The 12,252-nt window shown below is 63.4% G+C and carries 14 protein-coding genes; 7 read left to right on the top strand and 7 right to left on the bottom strand.

Annotated features, from left to right (window positions below):
* Positions 1-5: 5 nt before the first annotated feature.
* From NR193_RS01275 to NR193_RS01255, 5 genes are all read right to left on the bottom strand, one after another.
* The gene (locus tag NR193_RS01275) at positions 6-809 is read right to left on the bottom strand and encodes an isocitrate lyase/phosphoenolpyruvate mutase family protein (RefSeq protein ID WP_256749082.1); all 804 of its coding nucleotides are present in this window, start codon (positions 807-809) and stop codon (positions 6-8) included.
* Between the two features lie 79 nt (positions 810-888).
* Positions 889-1,740 carry a hypothetical protein gene (locus NR193_RS01270; protein ID WP_256749081.1) on the bottom strand — a complete coding sequence of 284 codons (852 nt, stop codon included), beginning with the start codon at positions 1,738-1,740 and terminating at the stop codon, positions 889-891.
* Positions 1,741-1,813: 73 nt separating this feature from the next.
* On the bottom strand, positions 1,814-2,479 hold the full coding sequence (locus tag NR193_RS01265; RefSeq protein ID WP_256749080.1) for an HAD family phosphatase: 666 nt from the start codon (positions 2,477-2,479) through the stop codon (positions 1,814-1,816).
* A complete protein-coding gene (dut, locus tag NR193_RS01260) occupies positions 2,479-2,964 on the bottom strand; it encodes a dUTP diphosphatase (protein WP_256749079.1) in 486 nt (161 codons plus the stop codon). The genes NR193_RS01265 and dut overlap by 1 nt, the downstream gene beginning before the upstream one ends.
* A gap of 85 nt (positions 2,965-3,049) precedes the next feature.
* Positions 3,050-3,520, bottom strand: a complete 471-nt coding sequence (locus NR193_RS01255) for an Lrp/AsnC family transcriptional regulator (RefSeq protein ID WP_256749078.1) — start codon at positions 3,518-3,520, stop codon at positions 3,050-3,052.
* 114 nt (positions 3,521-3,634) lie between these two features.
* Here NR193_RS01255 and NR193_RS01250 point away from each other — a divergent pair, with 114 nt between their 5' ends.
* The 3 genes from NR193_RS01250 to NR193_RS01240 all read left to right on the top strand — a co-directional run bounded on the left by NR193_RS01250 (position 3,635) and on the right by NR193_RS01240 (position 6,191).
* A complete protein-coding gene (locus NR193_RS01250) occupies positions 3,635-3,889 on the top strand; it encodes a DUF6356 family protein (protein WP_256749329.1) in 255 nt (84 codons plus the stop codon).
* A gap of 15 nt (positions 3,890-3,904) precedes the next feature.
* A complete protein-coding gene (locus NR193_RS01245) occupies positions 3,905-4,702 on the top strand; it encodes a class II glutamine amidotransferase (protein ID WP_256749077.1) in 798 nt (265 codons plus the stop codon).
* 121 nt (positions 4,703-4,823) lie between these two features.
* On the top strand, positions 4,824-6,191 hold the full coding sequence (locus NR193_RS01240; protein ID WP_256749076.1) for an amidase: 1,368 nt from the start codon (positions 4,824-4,826) through the stop codon (positions 6,189-6,191).
* Here the strand turns inward: NR193_RS01240 and NR193_RS01235 are convergent.
* Together NR193_RS01235 and NR193_RS01230 are read right to left on the bottom strand one after the other, a co-directional pair.
* The gene (locus tag NR193_RS01235) at positions 6,185-7,252 is read right to left on the bottom strand and encodes an FAD-binding oxidoreductase (RefSeq protein ID WP_256749075.1); all 1,068 of its coding nucleotides are present in this window, start codon (positions 7,250-7,252) and stop codon (positions 6,185-6,187) included. The genes NR193_RS01240 and NR193_RS01235 overlap by 7 nt on opposite strands.
* Before the next feature lie 89 nt (positions 7,253-7,341).
* Positions 7,342-9,156 carry a winged helix-turn-helix domain-containing protein gene (locus NR193_RS01230; protein ID WP_256749074.1) on the bottom strand — a complete coding sequence of 605 codons (1,815 nt, stop codon included), beginning with the start codon at positions 9,154-9,156 and terminating at the stop codon, positions 7,342-7,344.
* Between the two features lie 203 nt (positions 9,157-9,359).
* Between NR193_RS01230 and NR193_RS01225 the strand changes: the two genes are divergently transcribed.
* From NR193_RS01225 to NR193_RS01210, 4 genes are all read left to right on the top strand, one after another.
* A complete protein-coding gene (locus tag NR193_RS01225; RefSeq protein ID WP_256749073.1) occupies positions 9,360-9,641 on the top strand; it encodes a DUF4242 domain-containing protein in 282 nt (93 codons plus the stop codon).
* Positions 9,642-9,657: 16 nt separating this feature from the next.
* Positions 9,658-10,191 carry a hypothetical protein gene (locus NR193_RS01220; RefSeq protein ID WP_256749072.1) on the top strand — a complete coding sequence of 178 codons (534 nt, stop codon included), beginning with the start codon at positions 9,658-9,660 and terminating at the stop codon, positions 10,189-10,191.
* A gap of 8 nt (positions 10,192-10,199) precedes the next feature.
* Positions 10,200-10,523: a DUF1127 domain-containing protein gene (locus NR193_RS01215; protein ID WP_256749071.1), complete on the top strand. Its 324-nt coding sequence runs from the start codon at positions 10,200-10,202 to the stop codon at positions 10,521-10,523.
* 125 nt (positions 10,524-10,648) lie between these two features.
* The gene (locus tag NR193_RS01210) at positions 10,649-12,241 is read left to right on the top strand and encodes a peptide chain release factor 3 (RefSeq protein ID WP_256749070.1); all 1,593 of its coding nucleotides are present in this window, start codon (positions 10,649-10,651) and stop codon (positions 12,239-12,241) included.
* Positions 12,242-12,252: the final 11 nt, after the last annotated feature.

The following is a 12,252-nucleotide window of genomic DNA, read 5'->3' as shown; positions in this document are numbered from 1 at the left end:
CTCATTCAAGCTGGAGATTTGGCAAACAGCGCCTGCAATTTGCCGAACGGCATGGCGGCGCGGGTGAAGCCGAACGTTCCGTCCTGCTGGATCTCGCGCGCCGCGGTCTCCAGCATGCCATAGGCGAAATTGGTCAGCCATGGCCCGAGCGAAATGCGCTTGACCCCGGCCATGGCAAGATCGGCGATGGTGAAGCCCGGTCTCGCCATGACGTTGACCGGCTTGCCGACTGCCGAGCAGACCGTACGGACCATCTCGACGTCGCCGATGCCTGGCGCATAGAGCACGTCGGCGCCGGCTTTCTCGAAGGCTTGCAGCCGCTTGATGGTGTCGTCGAGGTCGGACTTGCCCCACAGGAAATTCTCGGCGCGAGCCGTGAAGACGAAATCGCGCTTCAGCGCCCGCGCCGCCTCCACGGCCGCAGCGACGCGCTCGACCGCGTGCGAGAAATCATAAATCGGCTTGTCCGGGTCGCCGGTGTGGTCCTCGATCGAGCAGCCGGCAAGGCCGGCGGCTTCCGCTGCGAAGATGGTTTCGGCGGCCTGTTCGGCGCTGTCTCCCTTGCCGCGTTCGAGATCGGCGGAAACCGGCAGGCTGGTCGCCGCCGTCACTTCGCGGCAATGGTGGATCATCGCCTCGAAGGTGACGGAGCCATCCGGCAGGCCGCGCGAAAAGGCAAAGCCGGCGCTGGTCGTCGCCAGCGCCTTGAAGCCGAACGAGCCCAGCAGTTTCGTCGTGCCGATGTCCCAGGGATTTGGCATGACGAAGATCGAGGCATGCAGGTCACGAAAGATCTTGCCCTTGTCCATGGTAGTTCCCCATCATGTGCGGTGTGGTGGAGCGGAATTTATCCTGCCGTCCTCGGTCGGGCAAACGAATGCGATCGGTTCAGAAGCGTTTGGCATTCTCTGCTGACAAACGTTCGAACGCGTCGGAATCCTTGACGTAGCGCGATGTCTTCTTGTCCCAGTGATAGGTGACGGAAATCTTGTGCGATGAAGCCTTTGGCGGTGCCTCGTCGCAGCTTTCACCGCTCGGCATGGTGGCGTCGGTCACCGTCGCCTTGATCGCGGCATAAGGCTTGCCGGCGATTGGCCGGAAGACGATATCCTGCGTGCGCTTGTAGGCGCACAGGTTCTCGTCGAACGTATGAATCATGTCGATCAATTCGAACCGGTCGTTGCGAACCATGATCAGCGGCGTGCTCACATAGCCCTGATTCGAATTGAAATGCGTGCTCATGGTGATGAGCAAATCGTCGTTGGGACTGACGGAAAGCTTGCCGGGATCACGGAAATAGGTGCTGCGGTCGACGGCGACATTGACGGCGTCGAGCAGTCTCGGCTTGGCCGTGATGTCGTAGAGCGCCAGCGCCGCATAGCCCTCGGCGCTGTCGGGAGAATCGCCGAAGTCGAACAGCATCGCCAGCCGATCCCTGCCGCCGGCCTTGATGTCGAGCACCGCTGCGTTGGGGAGGGCCGACGCCTCGGGCGGCGAACCGCCGCTATCGGGCCCCTCGATGTGGCGCATGTCGATCGGCGACCCGCCCTTGTAGAAGCCGTCACTGTCCGCGCTCAGGTCGGGGATGACCATCCTGGCTAGGTCGAGATAGGTGACGTCCTGGTGGCCGGGCAGCGCGCTGCCGAGTTCGGGGAAGCTGACGGCCTGTGCGCCGGCTGCCGTCCAGAGAAACGGCAGCAGCACAAGAGCGAGAACGAAGCGAAGCAGGGTGGGTCTCATGCGTGGCCTCGAGTTGGCGGCGCCAAGCTAGCACGGACAATCGAGGCGTACAGCCGCGAGCTGGAAGATCACATCAGTGGATCGGCACCAGTCCGGCGAGTTCGCGCATGTCGTCGAACAGGATGCCGCCGGCCTGGACCAGCCCATCGCGGTCGGAATAGGGATCGCCATGATAGGAAAATACCCGCATGCCGGCCGCGATGCCGGCCTGCGTTCCGGCGACGCTGTCCTCGATGACGATGCAGTCGGCGGGCGCAAAGCCCATCGTCTTCGCCGCATGCAGGAACAGGTCGGGAAATGGCTTGCCGCGCCCAACCATGGTCGAGCTGAACAGCGCGTGTTCGAACAGCGGCAACAGGCCGGTCTGACCAAGCGTGATGTGCATCTTCGACACCCTGGCCGAGGTGGCGACGCAATAGGCGATGCCGGCCGCTCGCACCACTTCGATGAAGTCGTGGACGTAAGGGATCGCCTCGACCCCGTGGGCGAACAGGTCGGGCAGGCCGGCATTCCAGCGATCGACGAAATCGGCGCCGAGCCTGACGCTGGTCTCTGCCTCGATCTCCTTCTGCACCGAAGCCATGCTGCGGCCGGAGAAGTTCTTGCGGCAATATTCGAAGCTTGTTGGATAGCCGGCAGCGGTCAGCCATTCGGCGAGGCGTCGATTGGCGAGGTTCTCCGTATCGACCAGGATTCCGTCGCAGTCGAAGATAACGAGTTTTGGCAGGGCCCCATGCATCAGGCGGTGCCGGTCGATCCGAACCCGCCCGAGCCACGTGCCGTTCCGCCGGCCAAGGTGCGTTCTCCCACCGCTGCTTGCGTCACTGCCGCAAAAACGATCTGGGCGATGCGCATGCCGCGCGTCACCGCGAAATCCTCGTCGCCGAGATTGATCAGCAGCACCTTCACTTCGCCGCGATAGTCGCTGTCGATGGTGCCGGGCGTGTTGAGAACGGTAAGGCCATGCTTGAAGGCGAGGCCCGAACGTGGCCGCACCTGGCCTTCCATGCCTTCCGGAATTTCAAGGACCAGCCCGGTCGGCACCAAGGCGCGTTTTCCCGGCAGGATCAGCAACGGCCGGTCGTCGGGCACCGCGGCCCGCAAATCCATGCCGGCGGCGCCGGTGCTTTCATAGGCGGGGAGGGGAAGCCCTTCACCGTGCGGCAATCTGACGAAGCCGACGGTCGGACCGATGACGGAGGGTGTGTGGAGGGCTGCGCGCATAAAATCGATCCTATCGGCGCGAACCGCGATTCGGTCAACTCAACCGCAATGCTATCAACGGCTTTCTTTGTGGCATCACCGTGATCTAGCGCAGTTCCATCGGAACGACCGTTGTTTCCTTGATCTCCTCCATCACGAAGGAGGCGGAAACGTCCGACAGCGCCACCTTGGCGATCAGTCGCTGGTAGAGCCGGTCATAGGCCTTCACGTCGGCGACGCGGGCGCGCAGCACGTAGTCGAGGTCACCGGACATGCGATAGACGCCGGTGATCTCGGGAAGGCCGGTCACCGCCGCCCGGAACTTCTGCAGCCAGTCCGGATCGTGGTTGGACGTGCGGATCAGGATGAACACCGAAAGCCCAAGCCCGAGCTTGTCTGCATCGACCAGCGCCACCCGCCCGGTGATGACGCCATCCTCCTCCAGCCGCTTGACCCGGCGCCAGCAGGCATTGCGCGACAAGGCCACCCGTTCCGACAGCTGGTCGACGGAGAGTGTGCCGTCGCGTTGCAATTCAGTCAGCAATTTTCGGTCGATTTCGTCGATTTCCAGCACCATGTGGGATGTTTGTCCCACAAAATGGCCAAATACAAGGACATTTTGAGACCAATGAACCTGCGAAGCGTGTCAGGATACTTATCATCAGGAACTCAAGCGCTGAAGGGGACCAGCATGTCGGCAGGACTCGCAAGGATTTTCACCTCTCATCCGGCCAAGGTCGGCGAAACCTATTTCGGCCATATGGCCTTTGCCGCCTGGTTCTCGTCGCGGTTGCTGATGGCGGCGGGTGCCGCGCTCGTTCACGCTTTCTTGCCATTTCTGTTCGAGACTACCGCCAGCCGAATCGTTCGCGAGCTTTTCGAGCGGACGCACAACAGAGGCAAACACGCGATCAAGGAGCCCGCGGCTCTCATGGATCGCGCCTAGAGAACGGTTGATGCGATGTGCCGGTGGGCGGCCTATCTTGGTGAAGCGGTCTTTCTCGAAGACATTCTCACGGCGCCCTGTCACTCGCTGATCGCCCAGAGCCATTGCGCCCAGGAAGCGAAATCGCCGACCAATGGCGACGGTTTTGGCCTTGCCTGGTATGGCGACCGGCCCGAACCGGGGCACTATCGCGATATCCTGCCGGCCTGGTCGGACCCCAATCTGAAAAGCCTGTGCCGGCAGATCAAGTCCGGCCTGTTCCTTGCCCATGTGCGGGCGTCGACCGGCGGCGCCACCAGCCGCATGAACTGCCATCCCTTCATCTCAGGCCGCTGGTCGTTCATGCACAATGGTCAGATCGGCGGCTTTGAGAAGATCCGCCGGGCGCTTGAGAACTCGCTCTGCGACGCCGTCTTCGACCAGCGCGAAGGCACCACCGATTCCGAATTGTTCTTCCTGCTGCTGATCGACGAAGGATTGGCCACCGATCCGCAAGGCGCCGTGTCCCGTGCCACCAGCCGGGTGCTCGAAGCCTCGCGCCGCGCCGGTCTCGAACCGGCGCTGAAACTCACCGCCGCCTTCTCGGATGGGCAGGCGCTGCATGCGGTGCGCTATACGACCGACGCGCATGCGCCGACGCTCTACACATCCGTCTTGCGCCGGGGCGGCCGCTGCATCGTTTCCGAACCCTTCGATCGCGAGGGTGGCGATTGGCAGGCGATCCCGCCGTCGAGCTTCGTCACCATGACCAGGGACGGCATCACCATCCGTCCCTTTGCCCCGGCCGCCGCGAAGCTGGCGCTGGTGGGATAGTCCCCCTTCTGCACAATTCCGATCAAGCGCGGCCGATGCTCGAATGCTCAACTTGGCTTGAAGTCGCGCCGCTGTCCGCCATCTTGAACAGGGCGAGTGCGGCCAAGCCGGAGCCTTGATCATGGATCTCGTCTTTTCCTCAACCGTCGATCTCGCCGCCGCGATCGCCGCGCGGAAAATCTCTGCGGTGGAGGCACTCGACGCGCATCTGGCGCAGATCGACAGGCACAATGGGGCGGTCAACGCCGTCATTTCGCTCGACAGGGACGGGGCTCGCGAGCGCGCCAGGAAGGCGGACGCGGCGCTGGCGCGTGGCGAGGCGCTCGGGCCGCTGCATGGCGTGCCGTTCACGCTGAAGGACATGCACGAGACATCTGGCATGAAAACCACGGTCGGCTTTCCGCCCTTCGCCGACTATGTCGCGAGGCACGACAGTCCGGTCGTCGCCCGGCTGAAGGCGGCCGGCGGCGTGCTGATGGCCAAGACCAATGTCGCGACCATGCTGTCGGACTGGCAGTCGAACAATCCATTGTTCGGCCGCACCGGCAATCCCTGGAACCTCCAGCGCACGGCGGGTGGTTCCAGCGGCGGTGCGGCGGCGGCGCTTTGCGCCGGAATGACGCCGTTCGATGTCGGCACCGACATGCAGGATTCGATCCGCCTGCCGGCCGCTTTCTGCGGCATCTATGGGCTCAAACCGACGGAGCATCGCGTCTCGCTGGCCGGCGCCTTCCCCGATCCAGATGGTGCCGCGCGTAGCGTGCGGTTGATGTCCTGCCTCGGCCCGCTGGCGCGCAGCGTGGAAGATTTGTCGTTGATCTATCAAATCATCGCCGGTCCGGACGGGAGCGATACCGATCTTGCGCCGGTGCCGGTCGGGGCCATGCCAAAGCTCGACCTCGAGGCATTGCGCATCGCCGTCGCGCCGTCCTTTCCAGGCTTCCCGGTGGCCGGCGATATCAGCGCTGCGCTCGAGAGTCTCGCAAGGCAGCTGCAATCGGCAGGTGCGATCGTCGAGGAAGCGAAACTGCCCAGGCTCGATCTGCACGACGATCTGGAGCAGGGCGGCGCGTTGATCGGCATGATGATGGAGGCCGCGCAGCCGCCGGAGCAACCCACGCCGGTATCGCGCTGGTTCGAGGCGCTCGCCCGTCGCGACAAATCCATTCTCGCCTGGGACCGGTTTTTCGAAAGCTGGGACGCGCTGCTCTGCCCGGTCGCCATGACCACGGCCTTCCCGCATTGCGAGCCGGGCACGCCGGTCAAGGTCGACGGCAAGGAGCAGAGCTACTGGCTGCTGCCTGCCTATGGCGCGGTCTTCAACTACAGCGGTCATCCCGCGCTTTCCATGCCGTGCGGGCAGGACAGCGACGGCCTGCCGATCGGCCTGCAACTGGTCGGCAAACGCTGGTCGGAGTCGCGGCTGCTCGGCATTGCGGCGGCGATCGAACCGCTCACCGGCGGTTTTCGCCGTCCGCCAGCCTATTGAGCGAAGCGCGACAACCCGTAGGGGGCGAGCAGCGGATCGCGCTCGCCGTCGAGGATTTCCCGGGCGGCGAACAGGCCGACGGCCGGCGCCAGCGTGATACCCGAATGCATGACCGCGACATAGAGGCCATTCATGCCCTCGGGGCGGCCTATGATCGGAAAACCGTCGATCGGCGTCGGCCGGTAGCCGACCGTGTGGAAATCGAGCTCCAGCTTGTCGCCGCCGCGCAACATGGCCTTCATGGCCTCGAACAGCTCGCGGGCGGTGACTTGCGGATCCATGCCGGGATCGGCGCCGCCGAAATCCGAACCGGCGATGATGCGGCCCTCCGCCGTCTGGCGCATGTGCAGCCGCTCGGCCAACACCAGCCCGTTGAGCAGTTTTTCGTAAGGCCGCGAATGGACGATCAGCCCGGGCGGTGTCTCGATCGGCAGGTTGATGCCGGCCGTCGCAGCAATATCCGGCGAGCCGACGCCGGCCGCGATCACCACCTCGTCGCTGGCAATCAGGCCGTGCGATGTGTCGACACCGGCAATCTTGCCGTCCGTCTGGACCAGCGCCGTGACCGTGCTGGCGATGATCCGCGCCCCGCGCCGCTCGGCGTCAGCCAGCAACCCTTTGGTGGCTGCGACCGGCTCCGCGACACCCTCCTCGGCGACATGCAAGGCGAAATCCGGAATCTCCTTGAGATTGGGCTCGATGCGCGCGGCGCTGGCGCGGTCGACGCGATCGATGCCATAGCCCCAGGATGAATGCTGTCTGGCATAGGTTTCCATATCGGCCGCCGACAGATCCCAGCATAGGCCGCCGCACCAGGCGAGCGGCAGGCCGGGCAGGTCCCGCGCCAGTCGCGTCCATTCGGCCATGGCGCGCGTGCGCAGCCGGAAATAGGGCTCCGGATTGCCCCAGCTGGCATTGATCCAGGCAAACGAGTTCGGCGTCGCGACCCCGCCGGCAGCGCTGTCGGCGATGACCGTCACCTGGGCGCCCGCCTTGGCCAGATGCCAGGCTATGGAGGCGCCGATGATGCCGGCGCCGATGACGATGATATTCTTGCTCATACGAGTCCTCTGCCGAAATGGCATCTTCTGATGACATCACCGCGGGCATATCTCAATAGTTGGCAAGGCTCACCCTGATGCGTTTTCGGCTATGATTGTGCCGCTTTTTTCGTCACACCGGCGAGCAGAGCCTGCAACTCCTCGCACCGCCACAGGAGCCGCGGCGAGTCGACTTTCCTTGCGACAGCCATGACGGTGCCAAGCTCCAGTTCGGCGCCGGTGTGATCATCCAGTCGAATGAGCAAATCCGCGAGCGACAGCCGCGCGTCGGCGGCATTGATTGCCGAACCGATTTCGTTCCAGCGCGAGCATGCAACCTGCAGTTCTGCGACAGCCTCGGCTAAACGGTCTTCCCGTATGAAAAGCTCGGCCTTGGCTTCCGCGGTGAGCGCCCGGATGGAAGCCATTGGCCAGCGTTGTGGCTGGGTCTCCAACTCAGCGATGACTTCCCGTGCTCGCTCCAACCGATCCGTTCGCGCCGCCACCTTCGCCAAAGTGGCGAGAATCAGACCCCGGCGTTGCAGCGTCGGCCAGCTGGTCCCGATCAGGGACCGCTCGAGAGCGCTGAAAGCGGCTTCTGCATGTCCCTGTTCTAGCTGCAGCAGCGCGAGGCCCGGCTGCGGATCCCAGCCCGCAGCATGTGCGGCGCGATAGTCAGCCTCCGCCTCGGCCAAATCTCCGGCGGCGAGGTGAATGTCACCCAGAACACGCAGTGCGTCTCCCATCGCCCAGGGCGCATCGAGCGCAAGCTGATCGAGTGCGGCGCGCACCAGCCTCTCAGCCTCCTTCAACGTGCCGTGCACGCCGAGTACTTCAGCCCGATGCAACCGACACGAACCCGACAGGTCCTCCAGCCCGCAGGTCCTGCACCAGCTTTCATAACCGAGGCTCCACTGGTTGGCTCTCGTCCAGTCGCCAAAATTTCGGCAAGCCCAGAGAATGTTGCAATAAAGGATTCCGCCGGCCACCGGATCGACATCGCTGGACAAACCGAGCGCGGCAGCGAAGTCCTGATCTTCAAGCCCGGATTGGGTTTCGCCAAGGCAAAGCTTGAAAAAGCCGCGATAGATCAGGCCGAGTGACTCCACCACCGGATCTTCCAGATACTTGCCGACGACGCAGGCCTGCTCGGCAAGCGCGAGCGCCTGTTCCGGCTCCGCCTCCGCTGCCTTGATGCGCGATCCCATCCAGCACCAGAGGCCGTGTTCCCGGCTATCGGTGGCGGTGCCAATCAAGGCTGCCGCGCGCTGATGCCAACCCTTGGCGACCGCAAGCTCTCCCCGCTCCAGATGTATTCGTGCGAGCGTGATTGCCGGAGCAGCCGCACGGGACCCCTGCGCTGCAATGCTGTATGCCCTCACCGCGCGCGTCAGCGGTGGAATGGCTTCGGCCGGCCGCCCCATGCATTCCAGAGCCAGCGCCCATTCCTCAAGATCGGCGGTGAGCAGTTGGTCGGCTGCGTCTGCCGCGGCGAAGGAAGCCGCGGCCTCGTGCCATTTCCTGGCAGAAGCCGCCGCCCGCGCGGCCAGAATCGGCGATACGAGGTTTGGGGACTTTGCAATCGACGGGCTGGCGAGACTCAACCTGTGTTCAAAAGCGGCTGGTGGATCGAGGCTGATCCGGTAGCCGAACCGCGGCAGATTGCGCAGCGCCGCTTCCATGCCGCCCTGGCGAAGGATGCTGCGAGCCAGGCTGGCAACACGCTGCAGCGAGGCTTCGGTCACCGTGACCCCCGGCCACAGCGTTTCAAGCAGCTCGTCCTTGCTCAAAGCCCGGTTTTGATGACGCAGAAGGATGGCAAGGAAATCGAAGACCAGAGGCTGCACGTCGATCTCTCTGTCGGCGAGACGAAGGCCGCGAAAATCCTCGTTCAGCTCGAAATTGCCGAAGCAATAAACTCCCATCGGCAGAAGTCCCTCCAGCGACAATAGGCAAACGATCAGAAGAAGATAAGGGCGACGTAAGGACTGTCGGCCGCTCCTCCTGCCATTCTTCGTCTGTCTAGCGAGCCAAGCTGCACTTTAGCGCAGTAGCCCTAGGGATGTCACCGGCAGCGACATGGTCGCCCGTCCGGCGGCATTTTAACCCCAGATAAGGAGACTACGAAATGCACAAGTACATCATCGAACGGGAGATTCCCAAGGTCGGCACTTTCGAGCGCGAGCAGCTTCGCGAGGCATCCAAGGCCTCGAACACCGTTCTCGCCGAACTCGGCCCGGAAATTCAGTGGGTGGAATCATTCGTGGCGGACGACAAGACGTTCTGCGTCTATCTCGCCAAGGACGAAGCGATCATCCAGCGCCATGCCAAGATGAGCGGCTTCCCGGCGACGAAGATCACGCAGGTGAAGCGCCTGTTCGATCCGACGACAGCGCACGCCAGCGCCTGACGCGGAGGGACGGGCCGTGAAACTCTTCGCAAATCTCATCCTTGGCACGGCGTTGTCCGCTTGCATTTGGGCCTCCGCGCTCGCCTGTGGCTCCGCGGATGCCCAGGATACGCCCGACCCAGTGCTCAACCGGTCCCGGGAAATGGCGGCCAAGTACGTCAACATCCAGGTCGCCAAGGCCGAGGGCTACCAGCAGCTCTTCGAATGCACGACGCATGACGAGCACGGCACGATGGGTGTTCACTTCATCCATCCCGGCCGTGCCGGCGACGGCAAGCTGGTGCTCGGTGAGCCGGATGTTCTGACGTACGAACCAGAGTCCGACGGCTCGATGCAACTCGTCGGCATGGAGTACATCGTCTTTGAGAAGGACTGGAAGGGCAAGGGTGTTCCCGAGTTCCTCGGACGCACTCTGCAGCGCAAGACGACGGTGGGTGTCCACCCGGTGGACCCTTACTACGAGCTTCACGTCTGGCATTGGCGGCACAATCCAGCCGGCATGTTCGCCGATTGGAACCCCTATGTGAGTTGCGCACACGATCGGTCCTGAAGCACGCGATGCTCGGCACTTCTTGGGAGGACCATGGACGGCCCTCCCAATCATCGTTCGATCAAACAAGGAATATGACCATGCCAATTCTTCGCAGAGGACCGGAATTCGTCATTGATCAGCCTGCGACCGGGCGCTTCTTCGCAGTGGCCATCGCAATACATCGCGCCGGCCTTCGTGCTCTCGCCCGTATCATCCGCATTCGCAGAGACCGGGCATGGCTTGAGGACATGCCGGACTATTTGTTGCGCGACATCGGCATTGATCGCTCCGAAATCTTGTCGGTCATCCGCTCCGGCAGCGAGGACGGTCGCGGCCGTCTATGGATTTGAAAGTCGCGGTCTCTTTGCCAATTCTCCAGGGTCACACCGGCGATGTCGGACCAATCTGGCCAAATCTGTTCGACAGGCCTGAAATGCGCTGCTAGAAGCCCGCGCCACAGACAGGATTCCAGACATTGGCTGAAGACATCGAACAGGCGGTATCGCGCCGCCGCACCTTCGCGATCATCGCGCACCCGGACGCCGGCAAGACGACGCTCACCGAAAAGCTGCTGCTGTTCGGTGGCGCCATCCAGCTTGCCGGCGAGGTCAAGGCCAAGAAGGACAAGATCCAGACCCGGTCCGACTGGATGAAGATCGAGCGCGAGCGCGGCATTTCGGTGGTCACCTCGGTGATGACCTTCGAGTACGAGGACAATGTCTTCAACCTGCTCGACACGCCCGGCCACGAGGATTTCGCCGACGATACTTATCGCACGCTGTCGGCGGTCGACAGCGCCGTCATGGTCATCGACGCCGCCAAGGGTATCGAGCCGCGCACGCTGAAACTGTTCGAAGTCTGCCGGCTGCGCGACATCCCGATCATCACCTTCGTCAACAAGATGGACCGCGAAAGCCGCGATCCGTTCGAGATCCTTGACGAGATCGAGCAGAAGCTGGCGCTGGATACCGCACCCATCACCTGGCCGATCGGCCGCGGCAAGACGTTCTCCGGCACCTATCACCTGGCGCTGAACGCGGTCCGCAAGGGCGATGACGAGAAGGAGCGCACGCCGGTCAACGGTCCCGATTCCAATCGCGTCGCCGGCCTTTTGCCGGAAAACGAGCGCGAGGCCTTCATCGAGGAACTGGAACTCGCGCGAGAAGCGTGCAGACCCCTTGATATCGACGCCTTCCGCGAAGGCCACCTGACGCCGGTCTATTTCGGCTCGGCGCTGCGCAACTATGGCGTCCGCGACCTGATCGAGGCGCTCGGCGCCTATGGGCCGCCGCCGCGCGCGCAGGAGGCCGACACCCGCAAGGTCGAGGCGACCGAGGACAAGATGACCTCCTTCGTCTTCAAGATCCAGGCCAACATGGATCCCAACCATCGTGACCGCATCGCTTTCGTGCGCGTTTGCTCGGGCAAGCTCGAGCGCGGCATGAAGGCCAAACTGGTGCGCACCGGCAAGCCGATGTCCTTGTCGGCGCCGCAATTCTTCTTTGCCCGCACCCGCGTCACCGCCGACGAGGCGTTTGCGGGCGACGTCGTCGGCATTCCGAACCACGGCACGTTGCGCATCGGCGACACGCTGACCGAGGGCGAGGAAATCCTGTTCCGCGGCGTGCCGAATTTCGCCCCGGAAATCCTGCGCCGTGTCCGCCTCGGCGACGCGATGAAGGCCAAGAAACTCAAGGAAGCGCTGCACCAGATGGCCGAGGAGGGCGTCGTGCAGCTGTTCTCGCCCGAGGACGGCTCACCGGCCATTGTCGGCGTCGTCGGCGCGCTGCAGCTCGATGTCTTGAAGGAGCGGCTGAACTTCGAATACACGCTGCCCGTCGAATTCGAGATGTCGCGTTTTTCCGTTTGCCGCTGGATTTCGGCCGACGACAAGGCCGAGGTGCTTCGCTTCATCGAGGCGCATCGCGGCGACATCGCCCGCGACCTCGACAACGACCCGGTGTTCCTCGCCCAGCACGCCTTCTCGCTGAACTACGAAGCCGAGCGCTGGAAGGCGATCCGTTTCGCCACGATCAAGGACTATCAGGTCCGCGACAGGGCGGCGTAAGAGCGTTCTTC

Origin of the sequence: Mesorhizobium sp. Mes31 (assembly GCF_024519675.1) — a bacterium.
In the GTDB taxonomy this organism is placed as follows: Bacteria; Pseudomonadota; Alphaproteobacteria; order Rhizobiales; family Rhizobiaceae; genus Mesorhizobium.
This window is presented reverse-complemented; position numbering and strand designations above follow the sequence as displayed.